Annotated in this window: 20 protein-coding genes; 7 read left to right on the top strand and 13 right to left on the bottom strand. The window is 55.8% G+C overall.

Annotated elements, in window-relative coordinates:
- Window positions 1–7: 7 nt before the first annotated feature.
- The 4 genes from HALTITAN_RS16830 to HALTITAN_RS16815 are packed head-to-tail and all read right to left on the bottom strand — an operon-like array spanning window position 8 to window position 4,613.
- Window positions 8–1,396, bottom strand: coding sequence for a hypothetical protein (locus HALTITAN_RS16830; RefSeq protein WP_009287815.1), 1,389 nt, complete (start codon window positions 1,394–1,396; stop codon window positions 8–10).
- On the bottom strand, window positions 1,397–1,864 hold the full coding sequence (locus HALTITAN_RS16825; RefSeq protein ID WP_009287814.1) for a PaaI family thioesterase: 468 nt from the start codon (window positions 1,862–1,864) through the stop codon (window positions 1,397–1,399).
- On the bottom strand, window positions 1,861–3,462 hold the full coding sequence (locus HALTITAN_RS16820; protein WP_009287813.1) for a class I adenylate-forming enzyme family protein: 1,602 nt from the start codon (window positions 3,460–3,462) through the stop codon (window positions 1,861–1,863). Before HALTITAN_RS16820 ends, HALTITAN_RS16825 begins: the two co-directional genes overlap by 4 nt.
- Complete coding sequence (locus tag HALTITAN_RS16815) at window positions 3,462–4,613, bottom strand: acyl-CoA dehydrogenase family protein (RefSeq protein WP_022523327.1); 1,152 nt, start codon at window positions 4,611–4,613, stop codon at window positions 3,462–3,464. Before HALTITAN_RS16815 ends, HALTITAN_RS16820 begins: the two co-directional genes overlap by 1 nt.
- A 218-nt stretch (window positions 4,614–4,831) precedes the next feature.
- On the opposite strand from HALTITAN_RS16815, the gene HALTITAN_RS16810 reads away from it, so the two are divergent.
- The 7 genes from HALTITAN_RS16810 to HALTITAN_RS16780 all read left to right on the top strand — a co-directional run bounded on the left by HALTITAN_RS16810 (window position 4,832) and on the right by HALTITAN_RS16780 (window position 12,124).
- Entirely contained in the window at window positions 4,832–6,355 is a 1,524-nt protein-coding gene (locus tag HALTITAN_RS16810) for a 3-hydroxyacyl-CoA dehydrogenase (protein WP_009287811.1), read from the top strand.
- A gap of 26 nt (window positions 6,356–6,381) precedes the next feature.
- Entirely contained in the window at window positions 6,382–7,590 is a 1,209-nt protein-coding gene (locus tag HALTITAN_RS16805; RefSeq protein WP_009287810.1) for a 3-oxoadipyl-CoA thiolase, read from the top strand.
- A 102-nt stretch (window positions 7,591–7,692) separates the two neighbouring features.
- Window positions 7,693–8,514, top strand: coding sequence for an IclR family transcriptional regulator (locus tag HALTITAN_RS16800; RefSeq protein WP_027959572.1), 822 nt, complete (start codon window positions 7,693–7,695; stop codon window positions 8,512–8,514).
- Between the two features lie 93 nt (window positions 8,515–8,607).
- The gene (locus HALTITAN_RS16795) at window positions 8,608–9,738 is read left to right on the top strand and encodes an MlaE family ABC transporter permease (RefSeq protein ID WP_039859825.1); all 1,131 of its coding nucleotides are present in this window, start codon (window positions 8,608–8,610) and stop codon (window positions 9,736–9,738) included.
- Window positions 9,738–10,562 carry an ABC transporter ATP-binding protein gene (locus HALTITAN_RS16790; protein ID WP_039859896.1) on the top strand — a complete coding sequence of 275 codons (825 nt, stop codon included), beginning with the start codon at window positions 9,738–9,740 and terminating at the stop codon, window positions 10,560–10,562. The genes HALTITAN_RS16795 and HALTITAN_RS16790 overlap by 1 nt, the downstream gene beginning before the upstream one ends.
- 6 nt (window positions 10,563–10,568) lie before the next feature.
- Complete coding sequence (locus tag HALTITAN_RS16785; RefSeq protein ID WP_039859823.1) at window positions 10,569–11,510, top strand: MlaD family protein; 942 nt, start codon at window positions 10,569–10,571, stop codon at window positions 11,508–11,510.
- A complete protein-coding gene (locus HALTITAN_RS16780) occupies window positions 11,507–12,124 on the top strand; it encodes an ABC-type transport auxiliary lipoprotein family protein (RefSeq protein WP_009287808.1) in 618 nt (205 codons plus the stop codon). The genes HALTITAN_RS16785 and HALTITAN_RS16780 overlap by 4 nt, the downstream gene beginning before the upstream one ends.
- Window positions 12,125–12,134: 10 nt before the next feature.
- On the opposite strand, the gene HALTITAN_RS16775 is transcribed toward HALTITAN_RS16780, so the two are convergent.
- The 9 genes from HALTITAN_RS16775 to cysS all read right to left on the bottom strand — a co-directional run bounded on the left by HALTITAN_RS16775 (window position 12,135) and on the right by cysS (window position 23,063).
- The gene (locus HALTITAN_RS16775; protein WP_009287807.1) at window positions 12,135–13,982 is read right to left on the bottom strand and encodes a protein kinase domain-containing protein; all 1,848 of its coding nucleotides are present in this window, start codon (window positions 13,980–13,982) and stop codon (window positions 12,135–12,137) included.
- A 15-nt stretch (window positions 13,983–13,997) separates the two neighbouring features.
- A complete protein-coding gene (locus HALTITAN_RS16770) occupies window positions 13,998–15,251 on the bottom strand; it encodes a 2-oxo acid dehydrogenase subunit E2 (protein WP_039859822.1) in 1,254 nt (417 codons plus the stop codon).
- A 38-nt stretch (window positions 15,252–15,289) separates the two neighbouring features.
- On the bottom strand, window positions 15,290–16,267 hold the full coding sequence (locus HALTITAN_RS16765; RefSeq protein WP_009287805.1) for an alpha-ketoacid dehydrogenase subunit beta: 978 nt from the start codon (window positions 16,265–16,267) through the stop codon (window positions 15,290–15,292).
- A gap of 1 nt (window position 16,268) precedes the next feature.
- Complete coding sequence (locus tag HALTITAN_RS16760; RefSeq protein WP_027959577.1) at window positions 16,269–17,471, bottom strand: thiamine pyrophosphate-dependent dehydrogenase E1 component subunit alpha; 1,203 nt, start codon at window positions 17,469–17,471, stop codon at window positions 16,269–16,271.
- A gap of 182 nt (window positions 17,472–17,653) precedes the next feature.
- The gene (locus tag HALTITAN_RS16755; RefSeq protein ID WP_039859821.1) at window positions 17,654–18,439 is read right to left on the bottom strand and encodes an ABC transporter permease; all 786 of its coding nucleotides are present in this window, start codon (window positions 18,437–18,439) and stop codon (window positions 17,654–17,656) included.
- Complete coding sequence (locus tag HALTITAN_RS16750) at window positions 18,420–19,382, bottom strand: ABC transporter ATP-binding protein (protein WP_022523315.1); 963 nt, start codon at window positions 19,380–19,382, stop codon at window positions 18,420–18,422. The genes HALTITAN_RS16755 and HALTITAN_RS16750 overlap by 20 nt, the downstream gene beginning before the upstream one ends.
- The gene (locus tag HALTITAN_RS16745; protein WP_039859820.1) at window positions 19,379–20,578 is read right to left on the bottom strand and encodes an ABC transporter permease; all 1,200 of its coding nucleotides are present in this window, start codon (window positions 20,576–20,578) and stop codon (window positions 19,379–19,381) included. Before HALTITAN_RS16745 ends, HALTITAN_RS16750 begins: the two co-directional genes overlap by 4 nt.
- 48 nt (window positions 20,579–20,626) lie before the next feature.
- Complete coding sequence (gene osmF / locus HALTITAN_RS16740) at window positions 20,627–21,553, bottom strand: glycine betaine ABC transporter substrate-binding protein OsmF (RefSeq protein ID WP_009287804.1); 927 nt, start codon at window positions 21,551–21,553, stop codon at window positions 20,627–20,629.
- A 115-nt stretch (window positions 21,554–21,668) separates the two neighbouring features.
- Complete coding sequence (gene cysS, locus HALTITAN_RS16735) at window positions 21,669–23,063, bottom strand: cysteine--tRNA ligase (RefSeq protein ID WP_022523312.1); 1,395 nt, start codon at window positions 23,061–23,063, stop codon at window positions 21,669–21,671.
- Window positions 23,064–23,073: the final 10 nt, after the last annotated feature.

Raw genomic sequence — 23,073 nt, 5'->3', positions numbered from 1 at the left:
CCCCCCTTTAAAAGGGTGCCCATACAAACCTCGCTGCCAATAGCGGAATCGAGGCGACCAGAAATCTGCCGTTCCAGCGGTAGCCGATACGCGTGGCGGGCACACCGGTAAATCGGGATAAAATCAGCATTGATGCCGTCATCGGCGACGACATTAGCGCCAGCGCCCAACCCACCATCAGCGATGCACCTATCAGTGCGGGTGTTAGTCCCTCGATAGCTAACTGCGGTAGCAGCCCCACCAGCAGCGTTACCGTCACGATAGGATTAACGCCGACCTGGGCCAGCCCCACCACCATCAGCATCGCCAGCACGGCATTGAAGGCGCCCCACTGGTTCAACACGGTTAGTAGCGGCGCCAACTGTTGAGTGTCCACCAGTCCAACGCATAAGTGCCCCAAATAGCCCGCCGCCCCTAGCACCACGATCTCATTGGCACTGGGCGAAAGTAGCCACGGCAACTGACGATGCACCGCGCTAACCGCGGCAGGCAGCCCACCGAAGCCAAGCCTACGCCGCTGCCAGGCAAGCCAAACCAGCGCCCCCGTGGGCGCACCTAACAGCGCGGCAATGGGTAAGCGCAGTTCTAATAGCCAAGCAAGGCTAAACACTAGCGCCACAATCCCTAGCAGCAACACACTGAACTGGGCCAACGGGCGTAATGAAGGGGCAGCTACCAAGGCTTTATTGGCAGGGGGATGTGGCCCGGTGAGAAAATCCACTGCCCAACCCGCCAGAAAAATCAGCACTGCGGCACCCAAAATATACGGCGCAAGCGCCAGCCAGGTAACCTGAGGAAGGCTCGACAGCACCACCGCCACCCCAATGCCCATAGGGGAGATCAGTGGCGCCAGGGAAAACCCACGTAGCAGCGCCAACATCATGCGCCGCTGGCGAGCTTCTCGCACCCAGGCACGCCCTTGGGCCGCGCCTAGGGTGTTACTCTTCTCAATCATGGCAGCAAATAAGTTAAGCACACCGATATTGAGAATAATGCCAAACAGCGCAGAACCGAGCGATAAAATCGGGTAGCGGCGGCTAGGCGGTTGAAGCAGCATGCTCTGCCCACAGCGGCGCACCAGCCGTGAACGGTAGGCAGGCAAACGTAGCATGCTCAACGCCACCACAAAGGTAGCAAAAAACGCAAAACGTCCACTGGCTTCAAACAGCAGTTGGCTTGGGTTTGGTGAACGCCAGAGCGCTAGCAGCGACATTATAAAGGCTACTAGCAGTAACCCTTTGGCCATACGTGTTAGCTTGCCAGCAAGCGTTAATAGATAGAGCGCCAGCGCGGCAATGCCAACGGCTTGCCAAAACAGGCTGCCAACCACCAGATGATACAGCGTTGCCAAGGTGACCAGCAGTAACAGAGAAACCCGCAGGCGGGCTGGGCTCACTCAGCCTTCTCCATGGGTATTTTTTTCCGGGAAGCCTTCAGACGATTCACTGCCACTGCGGCGCCGAAATGAACCTTCACCCATGGCCACTAAATTGCCTTTCTCATCAACGATCTCACCGCTGCTCATATAGGTTTTCTGTCCGCCGCCGCGCACCGTGCCTATTGCCTTCAACACACCTTGCCGGGCGGGGCCCACAAAGGTCGTGGTTAATGAGAGCGTCATTCCCCGGCGTATATTGCCCGGTACGTCGCAGTGCAGACCGGCAAGGCTTAAAGCGCTATCCAGCATTGAAGCCAATACACCGCCGTGAACATTACCGCTGCGGTTTAGATGTTTGGGCTCGATAGTGAGCTCCACCACGGCACGATCTTGCTGCCACTCAACCACCTGCATACCTAGCAACTCGTGATAGCCCATAAGTGCTTGTTGAGGCGTATCTGGCCTGTGTATTTGCGAAGAACTCATGAGGCGCTCTCCTGCTGGGCTAAATCCCGCAGCCGCCCTTTAAGAATTTTGCCGCTGGCAGTGGAAGGTAGCGTATCCATCAATACAATTTGAGTAGGTCGTTTGTAAGGCGCCAACCGTTCGGCGATAAACGCCTTTAGCTCCGCCACATCAACGTCAACGCCTGGCTCACACTGCACAAACGCCACGACTTCTTCATTACCGGCGATTTGACGCCCCACTACGGCGGTAAGCGTTACCGCAGGGTGCTCGTTAATCACCGCTTCCACATCCGGCGGGTAGATATTGAAGCCAGAGCGGATAATCAGCTCTTTGCTACGCCCTACAATATAGAGTTGGTCATGGTGATCGAGTTTGGCGATATCACCGGTATTGAGCCAACCATCTTCGGTTAGGGTGGCGCGGGTAGCTTCCGGCTGGCGGAAGTAACCCTTCATAATATTAGGCCCGCGCACCCATAGTTCACCCACTTCATCTCCAGGCTGCTCGGCAGTTCCGCTGTCGCTAAGCGGTTCCAGGCGGTACTCAAGTAAAGGCAATACCCGGCCAACGGTGCTAGTTGCATGGTGGTCATCGATGCGGGTCTGGCTGATGGTAGGGCTGGCCTCGGTTAAACCGTAGCCGTTATGCAGCGTCAGCCCAAAGGCGGCCTCTACCCGCACTTTGGTGTCGCTATCTAACGGTGAACCTCCTGCTGACATATAAATTAGATCAGGCGCTTCTAACGGGCGCTGTTCACGTTTTAAAAACTCTAACGCCCGGGCATACATCGCCGGCACTCCCTGGAGAACGGTAATGTGCTCCTGCTTTAGCGTCGCCAACATATGGGCGGCATCGAAGCGCGGCACGGTATACAGGCAGGCGCCGTTATAGAGCGACCCCATACATACCGAAGAGAGGCCAAACACATGAGACATGGGCAGCACGCCGTAGACCCGCTGCCCTTCGCTTAAATGACGCATGCCCCCAGAGATTGAGGCAATATACAGAATGCCACGATGGGTCAGCATGACGCCTTTAGGTGTGCCAGTGGTGCCTGAGGTGTAGATCATCGCCGCCACCTGCTCGGCCCCGCTCGCGCAGACCGGCTCGGGCTCACTGTCATACAGCGGCGAAATGGCCAGCCCACCCAACTGAGGGTGTTGGTAGCGGTCAGCCGCGTGGCGCTCGGCGTGCTGGCACGCCTCTGGGGATGCTTCACAGGTATAGAAGACTCGCCGGGGCAGGCAGTTGCCCTGAATCAGGTCAACTTCCTGTGCTGACAGGCGCGAGTTCACAATCGCTACCCAGACATCCAATTCACTGGCGGCCAGCAGCAGCACGACCAGAGCGCGACAGTTTTCACTCACCGTCATAATCCGGTCGCCAGGGCGAATGCCCAATGCGCTTAACCAGCCATAAGCGGCGTGTATTTCTTGACCAAGCTCCGCATAACTCCAGCGCACAGTGCCATCCACTATAGCCGGGTGCTCGCCAAGCAGCTTGGCATTTTCAAGCACGCGGGTACTGAGGCGCTCGGGAAGCTCGGCCACCAGCTCGCTGGCAAGGCGCCCAAAAATAGCCTCGTCCGGCGCTTGGTAGGAAACCGATAAAGCCATTAGGACGCCTCCCGCACCATGTTGCGAGCAATGACGATTTGTTGAATCTGGGTGGTGCCTTCGTAAATACGGAATAGCCGCACATCGCGGTAGAAACGCTCAACCGCGTATTCCGACATGTAACCCGCCCCACCGTGAACCTGCACCGCGCGGTCTGCGACACGGCCCACCATTTCGGCGCAGAACAGTTTGCAGCAGGAGGCCAGTGTCGAAACATTTTCGCCATTGTCTTTACGCCGTGCAGCGTCCATCACCATGGTTTTGCCTGCATAGGCTTCGGTTTTGCTATCCGCCAACATGGCTTGGATCAGCTGATGCTCGGCAAGCGCCGCGCCAAACTGCTTACGCTCCATGGTGTAGCGCAGCGACTCTTCCACTAAGCGCTCGGCCACGCCTACACAGACCGCCGAAATATGCAGCCGCCCACGATCCAGCACCTTCATCGCCGTTTTAAACCCTTGTCCCTCTTTCCCGCCAATAATATTTTCAGCGGGCACCCGGCAGTTGTCGAAAATAATATCGCAGGTATGGGCGCCCTTCTGGCCCATCTTGTTATCCGCAGGGCCGCGTACCAGCCCTGGCGTGTTACCTTCGACGATAAAGGCTGAGATCCCGCCCGCACCTTTATTCTCTGGGTCAGTACGCGCCATCACGGTAAACAGATCGGCTTCTGGGCCGTTGGTGATATAGCGCTTGGTGCCGTTCAAGATATAGTCATCGCCATCCCGCACCGCCGTCGTGCGCAGGCTGGCGGCGTCGGAGCCGGAATCGGGCTCGGTGAGACAAAACGAGCTAAGAATCTCGCCCGTGGCCAAGCGTGGCACATACTTGGCTTTCTGCTCATCAGTACCATCAATCAAAATACCCTGGGCGCCAATGCCATTATTAGTGCCAAACACCGAGCGAAAGGCAGGCGAGGTTTTACCAATCTCCATCGCCACCAGCGCTTCTTCCTCCATCGTCAGGCCTAGGCCGCCGTACTCTTCTGGAATCGATAGCCCGAAAAGCCCCATCTCTTTCATTTCCGCAAGAATTTCCGGGGGCACCGCATCCTCTTCGGCTAGGCGTGCCTCATTAGGAATTAAGCGCTCACGGACAAAGCGGGCGATGGTATCGACAAGCTGGTTAATCAATTCGGGATCGCGAATCATGACGGCTCCTGGTGGCAACGGGTTTTATGGTTAGAGTTATCATTCGAAGTAGCGCTGGGCGTGGACAGTACATGCATTTTGCATAGCAAAACTATTGTCCACTATTCTTGTCAGGCACTTTTGCATAGCCTAGGATGGCAGTCAATAATTGAAACACCATTTTGCAATGCAGAATCACAATGCTAAATATACACCCATTTGCAGAGAGGACTTAGCGTATGGCTAGCGAATCAACACCTTCCCCCTTTACCACGCTTGGCATCGTCGGCACCGGCGCCATGGGGCGTGGCATCGCACAGTTGGCTGCCCAGGCCGGTCTAGACGTCATGCTTTTCGACGTTAAAGAGGGTGCTGCACAAGAAGCGAAAGCCTTTATTAATGGCTTATGGCAGAGAAGTGTCGAAAAGCAGCGCATTAACGCAGAACAGGCGCAGCACTATAGTGAACGGTTGATTGAAGCCAGCGAGCTTGCCGCGCTCGCTCCCTGCGATATTGTGGTGGAAGCCATTGTCGAGAAGCTGGAGGCCAAGCAGGGGCTGTTTAGCGATTTAGAAGCAATCCTCAGCCAGCAGGCTGTGTTGGCGACCAATACCTCTTCACTCTCCGTCACGGCCATTGCCGCCGCCTGCCAGCACCCTGAGCGGGTTATTGGCTTTCACTTCTTTAATCCAGTGCCGCTGATGAAGATTGCCGAGGTCATCCCTGGCTTGCGTACCACCGATGAGGTGACTCAGCGGGTCAATGCTCTAGGACAAGCCATGGGCCACTTTACGGCCCAAACCACCGATACACCTGGGTTTCTGGTTAACCATGCCGGTCGTGCCTTCGGCACTGAAGCGCTGCGACTGCTAGGCGAAAGCGTCGCTGACCCGGCCACTATTGACCGTATTATGGTTGATCAGGGCGGATTCCGGATGGGGCCCTTTACCCTGCTTGATCTTACCGGGCTGGACGTTTCCCACGCCGTGATGGAGTCGGTGTATCACCAGTATTATGAAGAAGCGCGTTTTCGCCCTTCACCGTTAACCCGACAGCGCTTGGCCGCGGGCTTGCTGGGGCGTAAAACCGGCGAAGGCTTTTACCGCTATGTGGAAGGCAAACAGCAGATGCCGGATGAGCCGGTCATCAAGCCTGCCTCACCTTGCCCGGTATGGATTAGCCAGGAAGACCCCGAGAGTGCCAAGGCACTCACCGCGCTGGTGCATGCGGCGGGCTGGCCATTAGAAACTGACCCTCTACCCACTGCCCAAGCGCTATGCCTGCTGACTCCCTTTGGAGAAGATGCCACTAGCTGCGCCCTGCGCCAGGGGCTAGACGCTGAGCAGTGTGTAGCGGTGGATATGCTCGCAGGGCTCGATAAACGCCGCAGCCTCATGGCCACGCCAATCACCCACTCCGCTTTCATTCAAGCAGCGCAAAGCCTGCTCAATCATGACGGCACGCCGGTAAGTACTCTGCAGGACAGCAACGGCTTCGTTCTTCAGCGCATTATTGCCTGCATCGTCAACGTCGGTGCCGACATTGCCCAGCAAGGCGTGGCAGAACCCACGACTATCGACCGAGCGGTTGAGCTGGGTTTGGGCTACCCTTTCGGCCCGCTACGCATGGGCGACCATTACGGAGCCACGCGCATCATGACGATATTGACCAACCTGCTTGAGGCCACCGGCGACCCACGCTATCGGCCTAGCCCCTGGCTGCGCCGCCGCGCCGCGCTGCAAATGTCGTTAACCGCCGCTTAACCCTACCAATAACAAGGAGCATCACCATGCAAGACGCCTATATTTACGACGGTTTACGTACCCCTTTTGGTCGCCACGGTGGCAGCTTAGCGGCTATTCGCCCAGATGAGCTGTTGGGGCTGACGCTTAAAACACTGGTAGCCCGCAACCCATTCGCGCCAGCAAGCTATGAAGAGGTGCTGGCAGGCTGCACCAACCAAGCGGGGGAAGACTCCCGAAACGTAGCCCGTCACGGCGCACTGTTGGCAGGTCTGCCCATCGAAGTGGCAGGGCAAACCGTTAACCGGCTTTGCGGCAGTGGCTTGGCAGCGATGATGGATGCGGCCCGGGCGGCACGGCTAGGTGAAGGCGAGCTGTTTTTAGCAGGCGGCGTTGAGTCCATGTCCCGTGCACCTTATGTGTTGGGTAAAGCGGACTCCCCCTATGCCCGCAACCAGCCGCTGTACGACACGGTGATTGGCTCACGCTTTCCCAACCCCTGGATTGCTAAGGAGTACGGCAGCCACAGCATGCCGGAAACTGCTGATAACATTGCCCACGACCTGAATATTAGCCGCGATGAAAGCGACACCTTTGCCGCCCGCTCTCAGGCCCGCTACGCCCAAGCGCTGGCCTCAGGTTTCTACGACGGCGAGATGTTTGGCGTAGAGGTGCCCCAAGGGCGTAAACAGCCGCCACTGTTGGTGGAAAAAGACGAACACCCCCGCCCACAAAGCAGCGAAGACAAACTGGCCCGACTGGGCTCGCTATTCGAGGGTGGCGTGGTCACCGCCGGAAATGCCTCGGGCCTGAATGACGGCGCCGCTGCCATGATTGTCGGCACCAAGGCCGCCGGTGAACGTGTGGGCCTAGCGCCGCGCGCGCGCATTGTCGCCAGCGCCGTTGCCGGTGTGGCTCCGCGGGTTATGGGGTTAGGGCCAGTACCCGCTTCACAAAAGGCGTTGGCGCGTGCAGGGCTTACCCTTGAGCAGATGGATGTGATTGAAATCAACGAAGCGTTTGCCGTTCAGGTGCTTGGCTGCGTGCAGCAGTTGGGTCTCTCCGTTGATGATCCACGCTTGAACGCCAACGGCGGCGCTATCGCCATTGGTCATCCTCTGGGGGCATCAGGAGCACGCTTGGCGCTTACGGCTCTCCGACAGCTTGAAGCGACCGGTGGGCGCTATGCGTTGGTTACCATGTGCATCGGCGTCGGTCAGGGCATTGCCACGATTATCGAGCGTCTGGACAGCTGATTTAGTGTCAAACAGCCGCTATTTCGTTGAGAGGCATGAACGCTGCGTCTAAGTAGATATGCGATACTGGGCGCCATAAGCCACCTATTGTTGGGATATTGAATGCACCCCACCGACACTGATGCTGACGACCCGCAGTTGCCAGGAAAAGATCGTAACTTTGTGACTGCCCTCGCGCGCGGTTTAGAGTTACTGCGCGCCTTTGGCGCAGGTGAAGAGTATTTAGGCAATGCTGAGCTCTCCAACCGTACGAGTATCCCTCGCCCGACGGTGTCACGTTTAACCTATACCCTGACGCAGTTGGGCTATCTCCAACACAATACCCACCTGGAAAAGTACCGCCTTGGGCCAGGTGTCTTAGCCTTGGGATATCGCTTTCTCGCCAATATGGGCATTCGCGAAATTGCTCGCCCGCATCTGCAGAAATTTGCTGATGCCACCGACTGTAACGTTAGCCTGGGCGGGGCCGACCGCAGTGACATGGTTTATTTGGAAACCTGCCACGGCCATGGCCCGCTAATCATTCGCCTGGACACGGGCTCCCGCCTGCCCATTGCCACTTCCGCCATTGGTCGTGCCTGGCTATGCGGTTTGTCTGACGAACGGCGCCAGCAGGTGCTCCAAGAGTTGGCCAGCGAGTATGGTAGCGACTGGCCGCGTTATGAAGCGGGTATACAACAGAGTTTCAAAGACTATGCACAGTACGGTTTTTGTCTCTCTGAGCAGGATTGGCAGCGCGATATTAGCGCGGTGGCGATGCCGCTAATTTTAGAAGATGGCGCCGAGGTCATGGCGATTAACTGCGGCGGCTCCAGCCTGCGCTTGGATCACGACCGCTTGGTTAATAACTTAGGCCCACGTCTCAAAGAAGTCGCTAATCAGATTAAGCAGGAACTAGCGCCAAGAAACCGCTCGGCAAGGTAAATTCAAGCTAGGGAGACTTTAACTAACGCCCGTTTGAATGCATCATAGACTTCTAAACAAGCGCAGCGATACCAAGAGCGCCGAGGAGTGGGGATGCCAAGCGAGTGGATAGCGCGTCATGATCAAACAGTCACCCTTAAAGGCGAGTGGACACTTGCCAATTACCGCTATATCAAAGCGGCGCTTAATCACAGTGAAACTCGAACCGAACTTGGCAAGCCAACGGGTGCGACGGTTTCGTTAGACGCAATAACTCGCCTTGATACCGCCGGTGCCATACTCATTGTAGAGCTGATTGGCGTTGAGAAAGCACAGGCGGTAGCGGATTGGGCAGCAAAACTGCCGAAAGAACAGCAGGCGCTGCTGGTGCGTATTGCCGAAGCCATGGAAGCGCCGCTTGACGTTGATCCCCCCTCCTATTCGCGTATTAGCCAAGCGCTTGCCAGCGTGGGCCAACACATGGCGGGGCTTTGGTCTCAGCAGCGCCAGCTGCTGGCCTTTATTGGTCTCGTCGTGGCTACCCTATTCCATCTGGCATTGCGGCCACGCCACTGGCGCCTAACGGCCACCGTTGCCCATATTCAGCAGAGCGGTCTTAATGCCGTACCCATCGTCGCGCTACTCACCTTTATGGTGGGTGCCGTTGTGGCTTTCCTTGGCGCTACCGTTTTGCAGGATTTTGGCGCCACGATTTATACCATCGATCTTGTTGCGTTCTCATTCTTACGAGAGTTCGGCGTTCTGCTTGCTGCAATTTTATTAGCGGGACGAACCGCCAGCGCCTTTACTGCCCAGATCGGCGCCATGAAATCCAATGAAGAGATTGATGCCCTGCAGGCCCAAGGGCTAGATCCTATCGAGCTTTTGGTGCTGCCACGGGTAATGGCGATGTTAATTAGCCTGCCCATGCTAGCGTTTGTGGGCATGCTCAGCGGCTTAGCGGGTGGTGCCATGGTCACCTCTTTGTCACTGGATATTTCACTTACCCAGTTCATGGCCACGCTGCAAAAAGACGTATCGGTGACACACTTTTTGGTAGGGCTTAGCAAAGCACCGGTGTTTGCCTTTGTAATCGCCGTTATCGGCTGCCTTGAAGGCTTTAAGGTCAGCGGCAGTGCGCAGTCGGTGGGAGAACACACTACGTCAAGCGTCGTTCAGTCGATTTTTATGGTGATTCTGATTGATGCCGTCGCCGCGCTATTCTTTATGGAGATGGGCTGGTGATCAATTCAGATAAACCGACAGAGCAAAACGACCTCCCGGTCATTAAGGTTCGAGGCTTGGTGAACCACTTTGGCGCTCATGTGGTTCACGAAAATTTAGATCTGACCCTTGAACGCGGGGAAATCCTCGGCGTTGTAGGCGGTTCTGGTACCGGCAAATCAGTGCTGTTACGCAGCATCGTTGGTTTGAAGCGCCCCAATGACGGCACGGTTGAAGTCCTAGGCACAACCCTTAACGAGCTTAACGAGGCACAGCGCAGTCAAATAGAGCGGCGCTTTGGTGTACTGTTTCAACGCGGTGCGCTGTTCAGCTCGTTGAACCTGCAAGAAAATATTGCCCTACCGCTAATTGAACACGCCAGGCTACCCCGTGAAGACGCCGAGCATCTTGCCAGGGTAAAGCTAGCGTTGGTCGGGCTGCCGCCACAGGCCGCGCTGCAGTTTCCTGAGTCGCTGTCTGGCGGCATGGTCAAGCGCGCCGCCCTTGCCCGTGCCTTAGCGCTTGATCCTGACATCCTGTTTCTTGATGAGCCCACGGCGGGGCTTGACCCTATTGGCGCTGCGGCCTTCGATCAGTTGCTGGTCACCCTTCGCGATGCGCTGGGTTTCAGCGTATTCCTGGTCACCCATGACTTGGATACGCTCTACGCCGCCTGCGACCGGGTAGCGGTACTCTCACAAAAACGCGTATTAGTCGTAGATACCATTGATAAAGTGGCGGACACCGACGACGAGTGGATTCAAGACTACTTTCACGGCCCGCGTGGTCGAGCCGCTCAGCGTGCTCATACCGGCTCTTCAAATAATGCAAACGTCCAGGAGTGACTGCACATGGAAACACGGGCGCATCACGTTTTAATCGGTCTCTTCACGCTGGCCACTGCCGCTGGCGCGCTGCTGTTTGCACTTTGGATGAGCTATGCAGCGGGCGAACGTAGCTACCAGCCTTATCGTATTCTATTTGAGCGCAGCGTTAGCGGCTTATCGGTCGGCAGCCGAGTGCAGTATAACGGTATTGAGGTGGGGGACGTCACCGAGCTTAACCTTAATCCTGATGACCCTCGGCAAGTGATTGCCCATATCCGCGTCTACGATGACGCACCGATTAAGACAGACACCCGGGCAAAACTTGCCTTTGCCAGTATCACCGGCAGCATGTCCGTGCAACTTCACGGCGGCACCCCTGAAGCCCCACTGCTAATTGACCAAACCGATATCGAAGCACCGTTTATAAACGCAGACCCTTCGCCCATCGCTACGCTGTTTGATGAGGGCGAAGATATGATCGAAAACATCAATTCAATCCTGCAAAACGTCAACGAACTGTTTGACGATAATAACCGTGACCAGGCAGGCAGTATTTTAACCAACATTGCTCAGATCACCGAAATGATTGCCGCCCAGCAGAACGCCCTAGACCAGAATATGGCGCTTTTCGGCGAAGCCACTCGCCAGGCAACTAACACGCTTAGCAGCATCGACGAACTTAGCCAGGAAGCGACACAGCTACTGCGTCAAGATGGCCGGCTGGTAATGGAGAGCGCTGCCGATGCAAGCCGCGATGTGGCACGTGCGGCACAGCGCATCGAGCAGTTAGTGGAGACTAACGCTGGGGCCATCGAAGGTAGCTTACAGGGTGCGCAAGATATTGCCCCGGCGCTCTCTTCGCTGCGCTCCACGCTCGATACGCTAGATCGTATTACCCGCCAGCTAGAGGAGAGCCCAACGGACTTTTTCCTAGGCCGTGATCAGGTAGAGGAGTTCCGCCCATGACATTACGCTCCACCGCCATCGCTTTAGTTAGCGCTGCGCTGCTACTCAGCAGTGGCTGCTCAATATTGCCCGAAAGTGAGCCAGCGACCCTGTATCGTCTGCCCAGTAGCGATATACAGCCCGTCACATCAGATTCTATGACCACCCGCCAACGCCTGGCGGTGGCGGCCCCACAGGCGGGGCATTTACTGAGTAGCAACCGCATTTTAGTCTACCCGGAGGGCAATATTGTTAATGTCTACGAAGGTGCCCGCTGGCAAGAGAATGCCTCTGCTTTACTCCAATCGCGCTTGATCACTGGGTTACAGCAGAGCCGCCTATTCGCCAGCGTGGGTAGCGATAGCCTGCCTTCCGAGCTATTGCTACTGAGTGAACTACGTCACTTTCAGAGCGACTACGCTACCCGTCCGCCCACGGTGAAGGTTCAGCTCGATGTTCAGCTCGTCAGCACTCAAAACCACGCTTCAATCGCTACTCAGAGCTTTACCACCAGCGCGCAATCTATAAGCACTGATATTCCTGATGTGGTTGATGCATTTGGTGCTGCTAGCGACGAACTTACTGAGCAGTTGGTCAACTGGCTGGCCAATCAACAGGAAGCCACCATTGACTAAGTCAGCATAGTTAAGAAGTGGTTGCCCTGCGGGCATACTCCCGCGGGTCGCGGGGGTAGTAGCGTTCTGGCTGGCTTTCCAGGTGCGCAAAGTAGCGGGTATCCTTGTAGGGCATTTTCATGTAGCCCGAGACGCCTAGGCCCTCGATTTGGTCTACCGAGGCGAGAATGCGCGCCAGCAGCGTGCGGAACTCGTCCTCTCGAGCCGGATCCAGCAGACGATAGTAGCTATGTATTTTGAGGTGTTGTGGCAGCGCTTCAAAAATGATCATGCCGGTATGGTGAATGTCATTGAGCTGCTGCAGCACATGCATAATCGCCTCGGGCAGCACCAATAGCTCTTCTGGGTCGGGGCCATCTTCGAAGTAGCTGTGCTGACGGGTGCGATCTTCAAGCTCCGGTACTGCGCTCAACTCATAGCCTATCGCCATGCTGGGTTCGCTAACGAAGGCTTCATCCACGGAAGTACGTTCTAAGTGCAGTGTTTGGCGGGCATTAAACAAGCAGCTTTTAAACACGCCCTGACGATGAATCGCCCGCGCCAAGTGCACCATATTATTGACCGCTTCAATAAAGGCGGGCTTCAGCGTAGGGTCGTGTAAATTTAACGACGAATCGATATACACACCCTCACGCTCCCAGCGAACCGCCAATCCCCCTACCACCGGATATTTGCCCAGGCGGCTCACCGACGCCAAAAAGGCTTTTTCGGTTTCCCCCATACCCTGCATAAACTGCTTGTAGTAGCGGTCTAACTGCACATCATTGACATCATTCAGGGTTTCCTGTGCATTCGCTTCGCGTAGAAAGGCTTTGCGCGAGCTATATACCACGGTATCGATCTCCTGATGCGCAGGACGCGCCCATACCGGTACCAGCGGGACACTGAGCGATGTGGGCAGATCGATCATTACTACCCTGGCCATTCGCGGCATGTTTTTTAAAAAGTAGTCGCCCGCTTTGCGCCGTACCTGAGGGTCGGGGTCGAGCATGCCATCCAGGGTGCGGGCAAACTCCATCGGCAACCCCAGCGAACTGGCGGGAATCGCCCGATGGCCAAATCGACACGACTGCGCCGACGCCAGCGCATACAGGGTACCCGCCGCGCCCTGCTCGTCGAATCGCGGCGATGACAGTGCGCCGTTCAACTGCTCTTCGCCGATAAAGTAAACATCGCCCAGGCGGGCATTGGTTTGCTGCAAATTGTCCGACATCAGCTCCATCACGTTGGCGCCCACAAACTGCAGTTGCGCGTCTAGTTGGGCAAATACCGATGAGCCCCAGTCGATTAACGCAATAGACTCCTGCTCGGCGTCATACACCAAGTTAGAAGGCTTAATATCGCCATGCACCACCGGACGTGCCTGGGACCCTGACTCCCGCCGCAGGGCAAGCAGGATGTCGGCCAACTGCGCCGCAATGCGCACAATCAAGCGTGGAGAGAGGCGCCCCTGCTTAAGCGATACCTGCTCTAAATTCCAGCCGGGGGCACGCTCCATTACCAGAATGGACTGCCCCCGGGAGCGCTGGTAAGCAATAAGACCTGGAATGCGTGGATGGGACACCTGTTCCAGCATAAACGCCTCTTCTTCGAGGCGCTCCTGCAAGTGCACAGGTAGGGTAATGCGGGAGAATTTAAAGACATAATGCGCTTTAGCGCCTTGGTGGACGGTGCTGCCGGCAAATACAAAACCGTAGGCACCCTTGCCAATGAGCTCGATGCCCTGATAGCCCAACTGGGAGAGCTGCGCCTGGCATAGCGCTACCCAGTCTTTAAGCTTACGGGCATCGTGATGGCTCAGCAGATAGACCGACTGCTCTTCAGGTATATAAAACTGCTGAAGCGGTGCCTGGGACATAAGTCACCTTGCTTGCTAGCCTAAGTGAAGCAGCATGGTCTCTGGGGCTTCGAGAAAGCCCTTCCAGGCATTACAGAAACGCGCAATGGTACCGCCGTCGATAAAACGGTGATCGCCCGCCCAGGTGATGGTCATGATCGCCCGGCGCTGTACCGCACCCTGCTCATCAAAGCGTGGTAGCCACTGGGTTTTACCAATCGCCACAATAGCGGCCTCGGGGGCGTTAATGATAGGCGCGGCGTAGGTACCTCCCAACGCCCCAATATTGGAAATACTAATGGTGCCGCCTTTTAGATCCGCCTGATCAACCCGCCCCTCCCGCGCCGAGGTGGTTAGCCGGCCGACTTCCCGGGCAATTTCCAACAGGGTTAAGCGCTCAACGTTTTTGACATTGGGCACCATCAAACCCGCTTTGCTATCCACCGCCATACCGATATTACAATGGGGGTAGTAGTGCAGCTCATCCCCAGCCGCATTTAACTGGGCATTAACGATAGGCTCTTCGGCGACGGCTAGCGCCATGGCTTTCATAAAAAACGGCATTAGCGTCAGCCGTTCGCCCTGAGCCTCGGCTAGCGGCTTTAAGCGCTCCCGCAGCGCCAACAGTGCAGTAACGTCGATCTCTTCACCGTAGTGAAAATGGGGAATGGTGCTGGCTGCCTCGACCATGCGCTTGGCCATGACCGCCCGCACACCGCGGAGGGGCTCCACTCTGGGTGCCTGAGTTTCAGCTTGGTTGTTAACAACGGTTTGGCTAGATGAAGCTGAAGCTTGGAGTGCTTGATCCAGATGCGCCAACACGTCCTCTTTTAGCACCCGACCGTCTTTGCCGCTGCCAGCGATCTCCGCGAGCTGTAGAGAGTGTTCACGCACTAGGCGTCTAACGGCGGGGCTGGCTGGCACCTTGTCATATAAGCGGCCAGCAGCCGGAATACCTGTAGGGTTGGACGATTCTGTCGTCTGTGCCATTGGCTTTTCACTGGCGGCCGATTGCGCACCGTCTGGTTCGGCCTCACTATTATTGTTACTAGCCCCATCCACTTGATAGGCATACAGCGGCGCATGCACTTTGGCAATTTGGCCCTGGGCCACATACAGTTTGGTCACCACACCGGCTTCGGGGGCGGTAATCTCCACCAGCGCCTTGTCGGTCATGACTTCAACGATAGGCTGATCTTCTTCAATTTGATCGCCTTCAGCGACGCGCCATTCGACGACTTCACACTCGACGATGCCTTCGCCAATATCAGGCAATAAAAAATCGCTCATTGTTTTTCTCCCCATGCGTACTTAGGCATTAATAGCCACTAAAAGTTGACGCTTTCGCGAATCGCTTCAAAAATCTTCAGGTGATCAGGCAGATACTCTTTTTCCAGCACCAGTGGAAAAGGCGTATCCAGACCCGTCACCCGGGCAATGGGCGATTCCAGGTAGAGAAAACAACGCTCTTGAATAGTGGCAGCGATTTCACCGGCAAAGCCACCGGTTAACGGGGCTTCATGGCTCACCACCAGTCGGCCGGTTTTTAACACCGATTCAGCCACCGTATCCGCATCCCAGGGCAGCAGTGAGCGCAGGTCGATCACTTCACAGGCGATGCCCTGCTCTTCGGCTAGCTCGACCGCTTTGCCGATCACCTCCATCTGCGCGCCCCAGCCTACCACGGTAATATCCGTGCCCTCCTTGGTGATTTCGGCTTCGCCAATGGGAAGCTGGTAATCCTCTTCGGGCACTTCACCGACTGAAGCACGATAAAGACGCTTAGGCTCCAGAAAAAGCACCGGATCCGGGTCGCGAATAGCGGCAAGCAGTAGCCCTTTAGCCTGGTATGGGTTGCGCGGCACCACCACCTTTAATCCAGGTGTATGGGTGAAATAAGCTTCCGGTGATTGAGAGTGATAAAGGCCACCAGCGATACCGCCACCGTAAGGAGTGCGAATCGTCAAACCACCAACGTTAAACAGATCGCCTGAGCGGTACCGGAACTTGGCGGTTTCGTTAACGATCTGGTCAAACGCCGGAAAGATATAGTCGGCAAACTGTATTTCTGCCACAGGCACCGAGCCCTGGGCCGCCAAGCCATTGGCAAAGCCGATAATGCCCTGTTCGACAAGTGGCGTATTGAAACAGCGCGCTTTGCCGTACTTCTCCTGCAGGTGACTGGTGGCCCGAAATACGCCGCCAAAAATACCCACATCTTCACCAAAGCAGATGACTTTTTCATCCTCTGCCATGGCGATATCCAGTGCATTATTAATTGCCTGGAGCATGTTCATGGTAGCCATGTTACGCCTCTCCCTGAGTATCAGTCTCGGTGCCCACGTCTAAATCCAACGACTGCGCCCCGCGGGGATAAGCCTCTGGGTAGCGACGGATATGGCGTTTTAACTGATCGAATTGGCGCTGCAGCGATGGGGTTATATCGGCATACACATCGCTGATCAGGCTCTCTAGCGGCGGCGATGAGCGCTTCTCAGCCCGCTTCATGGTTTCCAGTACTTCACGGCGCAGGGTTTCCTGCTGGGTAGCCTCCTCCTCTTCGCTCCACCACTGTTTCTTCAAGAGCCATTTTTGCAGCCGCAGCAGTGGGTCTTTGGCGCGCCACACTTCCTCCTCATCTTTCGAGCGATAGCCAGAGGGGTCGTCGGAAGAGGAGTGCGCGGCAAGGCGATAGCTCATGGCCTCGATCAATACCGGCTGATTTTTCTCAACGGCGATCTTGCGTGCCTGCCGCGTCGCTTCGTAGACCGCCAGCACATCGTTACCATCTACCCGGATCACGTGCATGTGGTAGCCAAAGGCTCGGGGGGCGATACCGTCGGCGGCAAACTGCTCGACGGCAGGCGTGGAAATGGCATAGCCATTGTTACGGCAGAAGAATATCACCGGCACCTGATGCACTGAGGCCATATTCAGCGCGGCGTGGAAGTCTCCCTCGGAGGCGGCGCCTTCACCAAAAAACGTTAACGTGCAGTGACCGTTACCAGCCAATTTTTGGCCGTAGGCGTAGCCCGTGGCCTGAGGAATCTGAGTCGCTAAGGGGGACGAGATGGTCATGTAGTGCAGCTTGCGCGACCCATAGTGAATCGGCATTTGGCGGCCTTTGCCGTAGTCCAGCTCGTTGCCGAACAGCTGATTCATGAATTCGTCGATCGAGAAGCCGCGATACATTAAAGCGCCCTGCTCGCGGTACTGGGCCATAATCATATCGGCGTCATTTAGCGCAGCAGTGGCGCCCACTACAGCGGCCTCTTCCCCGGTACACTGCATATAAAAGCTCAACCGCCCCTGGCGCTGAGCAGCCATCATACGTTCATCGAGAATACGCGTGGCCAGCATCGCCTGATAGATACGCCGGGCGTGATCACGCTCAAGCGCGGGCTCATCAGCGTCGCTATGCAGCTCACCTTCTGGGTTAAGCAGGCTGAAAGTAGGAATTGAAAATTCGTCGCCGGTCATGAAGTCCGGCTGGTGTACGTACTGTGTCATCATTATTGTCCTTGTTTTGCCCCTTTTGAGGGCAGTGTTGTTGGTATTGACCGTTTATGCCAGTGGATTTATCTGTCATAGGTCAACGCAACATCTATCTACCACAACATTTAGGACAATAACGCAAGGCAAGGACTTTAGGGATGCTACTTAAGATGCAGAGAGGTTAAAACGCAGAAAAATCAGTCATCAGAGATACGCGCACGTAGTTGACGCTGCAACACTTCGAACAAGCTATCAATCGTCAGGGCCAACAATGCAATGGTCAGCGCCCCTTGAACCACATAGGCCATATTGCCGTTCACGATGCCGGAGATAATCGGGTCACCAAGGTTACTTGCTCCCACGGTAGCCCCTAACGCGGCAGTGGCAATATTGATGGTCACCGAGGTTCGGATGCCCGCCAGAATGACCGGTGCTGCCAGAGGGAGCTCAACTTGACACAGGATTTGCGTTGGCTTCATGCCCATCGCGTGAGCCGCCGTTTTAATTTCGCTTTCGACGCCCTGCAGACCGGCAAGGGTATTGCGCACGATAGGCAGCAAACCATAGAGCATCAAAGCGACAATAATCGGTAGGGTGCCAAAACCCAGAACGGGCACCGCCAGCGCCAGGACGGCCACGGGGGGAAACGTTTGCCCCAGCGATGCCAACTGGGCCACCAGTGGTAGAAAATCACTCCCCCACCTGCGGGTAACGGCGATACCCGCCGCGACTCCCACGATAATGGTCACCACCGCTGCAATGCCGACGACAAAGAGGTGGCGGCCTAGCAAAGTGACAAAACCGGCGCGATCGTAGATGACTTGCCGGGCATCGGGCTCAATCCAGCGAAATAGGGGCTCGGCAGCCGACATGGCAAAGACGCTCATCATTAGCAGCGCCCCCCAAAGCAGTGGCCATAGCCATTGTGGGGCTTTTTTGTGGGGCTGGGCGACGCTTAGCGAGTTACTCACGCGGGTTTCCATTGTCCAGTTGAGCCTCCTTGATAATTCTCCGCAACGATAGCTCACCGACCGGCACATCATGTTGGTCAACAACGGTCAACCGGTCGCTATGATCGCGCAGCATCATGGAAAGCGCCTGACGTAGCGAGAAAGTCCCAGGGATGCGCGACTGCGCGGGCAAGGTAGGCCCCATAGAGGTCATATGATCTTTCACACGGGTTAACGCGGCTTGTTTAAGGCCTCTTTCCAGCCCACCTAAAAGCGACTCGACAAAAGGGTCGGCAGGGCTTTGTAATAGCGCCAGCGGTGAACCTTGTTGCACGATTCGACCTTCGCGCATCACCACTAAGTGATCCGCCAGCTTAAGCGCTTCATCCATATCATGGGTCACAAACACTACGGTTTTATGCAGCCGTGCTTGTAGCTTGGCCAGCTCATCCTGTAGCTTTTCACGGGTAATAGGATCAAGCGCGCCGAAGGGTTCATCCATCAACAAAATATCCGGGTCTGCCGCCAGGGCACGCGCAACACCCACTCGCTGCGCCTGCCCCCCTGAAAGCTGATGCGGGTATTTATGCCCAAACTCATCCACTGGCAAACCGAGCAAATGCATTAGCTCGGCCACCCGTGACTGGACGTCCGTTGCTGACCACTTCAATAACCGTGGCACCAGACCGATGTTGCGCGCAACGTTCCAGTGGGGAAACAGCCCGGTGTGCTGTATCACATAGCCAATCCGGCGACGTAGTTTTACAGGGTCATACGCGTCTATCGCCTGCCCATCGAGGATGATGTCGCCTTCGCTGTGCTCAATTAAGCGATTGATCATGCGCAAGGTGGTCGATTTACCACAGCCCGAGGTACCCACTAACGCACAGAATTTACCCTTCGCCACCCGTAGAGAAATATCGTCCACCGCGGTTTCATCCCCAAACCGCTTGGATACGTGGGATAGTTCGATCATCTTGTTCCTCCGGGGCGCAGCGCTTCTGCCAAGGCACCTAAGCCCGCATCCACCACCAGAGCCAGCATTAAAATAGGCAGTGCGCCAAGCAGCACCATATCCATGGCGGCCTGACCTAAGCCTTGAAAAATAAAAGTACCTAACCCGCCCGCACCAATCAGAGCGGCAACGGCGGTAAGCCCAATGGCCTGAACAGTGGTAATTCTCACCCCTTCCAACAGCACCGGCAGCGCCAGCGGTAACCGCACCTGCCAAAAACGCTGCCCGGCACGCATGCCCATGCCTTTGGCGGCTTCTAATGTATCGGGACTGACTTGTTCAAGCGCGGTATAGGTGTTGCGCACAATGGGCAGCAGGCTGTAGCCAATCAGTGCAATTAAGGCGGGCGTAGTGCCAATACCGCTAACGCCAAGCTGGGCTAAAAAAGGCACGTTGGTGGCAAGCCAGGCTAGCGGCGCCAGCAGTAGACCGAATAGCGCCAAACTGGGAATGGTTTGAAGAAAATTGAGCACAGCAAACGCGCCCTTCTGCAGCCGGGCATAGCGGCGCATCAGCATGGCAAGTGCCAGCCCAAGCACAATGCTGACACTGACGGCGATACTGACCAGCTTAATGTGCTGCGCGACGGCGCTTAGAAACTGTTGATCACGGGCTTTAAATTCTTGAACGAGGGCAAGCGTCTCCAGCCCAAAAGCTGCACAGAGCCACCACATCAGCGCGACACCACATAGCAATAGCGTGGGCCATACCCGCGTGAGGTTTAAGCGCAAGCGTAGTTCTACTAAACACAGCAGCAGTACAAACAGAACAACCCAATACGCCGCTCCCATGCCTAAACGCGCTTGAGGCATCTCAGGGTCAATCAGTAAATAGCTGCTCGCCATCAACCCCACTGGCATTAGCGCCATGATCACTATCACCGCCGCTAACAGCGCTCGGTAGTGACGATGGGTTGGCTGGCACGCGAGAATACCGATAAAGGAGAGCAATAGCGTTGCCAATAGCGCACCTGGCCAGCCAAAAGCCTCCAGTGCGCCATGCCCCGTCCCTAACACAATCCGGTTGGGGGCCATGCTGACCACATCAAGTAACCAGAATGCAGCCAGCATAATAAGGCTCAGGCTAACGAGCACAACGTTAGGGTGCCACCCTTCCCAACGAAGCCGCGGGGTGGGCAGTGCATCCATCAACGACATTAATTAGTTATCCCGAGCGTTAGCATTAAATTATAAGATTACCAGGCATTAATTATTAAGCGAATCGAGGTAGTCGCTGGCCACTTGGGATGGAGACAGCCCGTTAACGGCGACATCGGCATTGAGCGTTTGCAGAGTGACCAGATCAAGGCTAGTGAAAACCTCATTGAGCAGCGCTTCTATTTCTGGATAGGCTTCAAGTACGCTTTCACGCACCACGGGGGCAGGCTGATACACCGGTTGCACGCCCTTGGTATCTTCCAGCACGACCAGCCCCAGCGCACTTAAGCCACCGTCCGTGCCATAGGTCATGGCGCCATTAACGCCGCTGGTCTGTTGGGCGGCAGCACGCATGGTAGCAGCGGTATTACCACCAGAGAGCACCAACAGTTGATCATCACTCAACTCAAAACCGTAGGCTTCCTGAAATGCGGGCAGTGCTTGTGAAGACTCGACAAACTCAGCGCTTGCAGCAAATTTGAACTCGCCGCCGTCAGCCAAATAGGCGGCTAGATCTTCTAGACTCACCAGCTCATTTTCCTCGGCAACATCCTCGCGGACGCTCATTGCCCAAGTGTTATTAGCGCTGGCAGGCTGCAGCCATATCAAGCCTTGCTGCGCATCACGCTCGCGCACTGTTTCATAAGCCTGATCTGCATTATTCCATACTGAACTGTCGGTCATATCGAAAAAGAACGCGCCATTACCCGTGTATTCTGGATAAAGGTCAATCTCGCCCGCTTCAAGCGCAGTGCGGACAACGCTAGTGCCGCCCAGCTGTAAGCGGTTTTCGGTCGCAATGTCATTGCGCTCCAGGGTCTGAATAATCAGCTCGCCCAGAACAGAGCCTTCTGTATCGATTTTGGATGACACCACCACAGGCTCGTTAGCGCTGACTTGGGAGAATGCCGCGAGGGATACGGCACAAGCAGCGATTAAGGGCTTAGCAATGAAAGAATTGGCTGAAAAGCGCATCTTTGAATTCCTTTTGAAGTGGGCTTTAAACGACCGAGGCTCTTATAGTCATTATAAGAGCCATCAGCGTTTAAGTTAGCGCATAAGCCACCAACGAGAGATGAAGGTTTTTGGGTTAAGGTGCTTCTAATACCCAAGACGTGCCTTCTCGGGAGTCCTTGAGAATAATCCCTAAAGCGGCAAGCTCATCGCGGATCGCATCCGCTTGGGCGAAGTCTTTATTCGCCTTAGCCTCAATGCGCTGAGCAATTTTCGCTTCGATCTCGCTCTCGCTGAGCGGCATACCCTGCTGCTGCGTGCCTTTTAAGAACGTTTGTGGCTCTTGCTGAAGAAGCCCCAAAACTGACCCAAGCTGCTTTAACTCGCCCGCCAGCTTGGCAGCTTCATTAGGCTGTTCTTGCTTGGCGCGATTGACCTCGCGAGCCAGCTCAAACATCACCGCCAAAGCTTCGGGGGTATTGAAGTCATCATCCATTACCTGAGTAAAGCGCTCACGGTAAGCCGAAGCGTCATCACTATTTGCCGCGCCTAGCTCAAGACCTTCCAGCGCGGTGTACAAGCGCGTTAGCGATTTACGCGCCTCGGTCAGTGAATCAACCGAGTAGTTGATCGGGCTACGGTAGTGACTCGCCACCAGCAGAAAACGCACCACTTCTGGGTCGTGCTCGGCCAGCACGTCGCGAATGGTGAAAAAGTTGCCCAGGGATTTGGACATCTTTTCCTGATTCACCCGCACAGCGCCTGCGTGCATCCAGGTATTGACGTAGGTTTTGCCAGTGGCCGCCTCGGATTGAGCGATCTCATTTTCATGGTGTGGAAAGGTTAAATCCGGCCCGCCGCCATGAATATCGAAAGTGTCACCCAGGCAGCAGGTCGACATCGCCGAGCACTCGATGTGCCAGCCAGGCCGGCCGTTACCCCAGGGCGACGCCCAGTGCGCCTCCCCCGGTTTGGCTGCCTTCCAGAGCACGAAATCGAGCGGGTCTTCTTTATGAACATCCACATCAACCCGGCTGCCTGCACGCATATCGTCTAACTGGCGGTTATTGAGCTTGCCGTAATCAGCGAATTTGCGCACCCGATAGTAGACATCACCGTTATCGGCCGCGTAGGCAAAGCCTTTTTCAATCAGCGTTTCAATCATTGCCACGATATCGTCGATATGGCCGGTGGCGCGGGGCTCATGGCTGGGCGGCAATACAAATAGGCGCGCCTCGTCTTCGTGCATGGCATCAATCATGCGCTCTGTCAGCGCAGTGATACTTTCGCCATTTTCGTCCGCGCGCTTGAGGATCTTATCGTCGATATCGGTAATGTTGCGCACGTAGTTAACGTCATAGCCGCGTTCTCGAAGATAGCGGGTGATGACATCAAAGGCGACCATGACGCGAGCGTGCCCTAGGTGGCAGTAGTCATACACCGTCATGCCGCAGACATACATGCTCACTTTACCCGCTTCCAGTGGGGTGAAAGGTTCTTTGCGGCGCGTCAGCGTATTGTAAATATGCATATGGCTATCC

This window comes from Vreelandella titanicae BH1, assembly GCF_000336575.1.
In the GTDB taxonomy this organism is placed as follows: Bacteria; Pseudomonadota; Gammaproteobacteria; order Pseudomonadales; family Halomonadaceae; genus Vreelandella; species Vreelandella titanicae.
This window is presented reverse-complemented; position numbering and strand designations above follow the sequence as displayed.

Coding starts and splice junctions, on each gene's coding strand:
- HALTITAN_RS16750 (WP_022523315.1), bottom strand. CDS start 19,382: ATGATCGAACTATCCCACGTATCCAAGCGGTTTGGGGATGAAACCGCG.
- HALTITAN_RS16785 (WP_039859823.1), top strand. CDS start 10,569: ATGGAAACACGGGCGCATCACGTTTTAATCGGTCTCTTCACGCTGGCC.
- cysS (WP_022523312.1), bottom strand. CDS start 23,063: ATGCATATTTACAATACGCTGACGCGCCGCAAAGAACCTTTCACCCCA.
- HALTITAN_RS16795 (WP_039859825.1), top strand. CDS start 8,608: ATGCCAAGCGAGTGGATAGCGCGTCATGATCAAACAGTCACCCTTAAA.
- HALTITAN_RS16760 (WP_027959577.1), bottom strand. CDS start 17,471: ATGACACAGTACGTACACCAGCCGGACTTCATGACCGGCGACGAATTT.
- HALTITAN_RS16820 (WP_009287813.1), bottom strand. CDS start 3,462: ATGGCTTTATCGGTTTCCTACCAAGCGCCGGACGAGGCTATTTTTGGG.
- HALTITAN_RS16775 (WP_009287807.1), bottom strand. CDS start 13,982: ATGTCCCAGGCACCGCTTCAGCAGTTTTATATACCTGAAGAGCAGTCG.
- HALTITAN_RS16805 (WP_009287810.1), top strand. CDS start 6,382: ATGCAAGACGCCTATATTTACGACGGTTTACGTACCCCTTTTGGTCGC.
- HALTITAN_RS16745 (WP_039859820.1), bottom strand. CDS start 20,578: ATGTCGTTGATGGATGCACTGCCCACCCCGCGGCTTCGTTGGGAAGGG.
- HALTITAN_RS16770 (WP_039859822.1), bottom strand. CDS start 15,251: ATGAGCGATTTTTTATTGCCTGATATTGGCGAAGGCATCGTCGAGTGT.
- HALTITAN_RS16780 (WP_009287808.1), top strand. CDS start 11,507: ATGACATTACGCTCCACCGCCATCGCTTTAGTTAGCGCTGCGCTGCTA.
- HALTITAN_RS16810 (WP_009287811.1), top strand. CDS start 4,832: ATGGCTAGCGAATCAACACCTTCCCCCTTTACCACGCTTGGCATCGTC.
- HALTITAN_RS16765 (WP_009287805.1), bottom strand. CDS start 16,267: ATGGCTACCATGAACATGCTCCAGGCAATTAATAATGCACTGGATATC.
- HALTITAN_RS16800 (WP_027959572.1), top strand. CDS start 7,693: ATGCACCCCACCGACACTGATGCTGACGACCCGCAGTTGCCAGGAAAA.
- HALTITAN_RS16825 (WP_009287814.1), bottom strand. CDS start 1,864: ATGAGTTCTTCGCAAATACACAGGCCAGATACGCCTCAACAAGCACTT.
- HALTITAN_RS16815 (WP_022523327.1), bottom strand. CDS start 4,613: ATGATTCGCGATCCCGAATTGATTAACCAGCTTGTCGATACCATCGCC.
- osmF (WP_009287804.1), bottom strand. CDS start 21,553: ATGCGCTTTTCAGCCAATTCTTTCATTGCTAAGCCCTTAATCGCTGCT.
- HALTITAN_RS16755 (WP_039859821.1), bottom strand. CDS start 18,439: ATGGAAACCCGCGTGAGTAACTCGCTAAGCGTCGCCCAGCCCCACAAA.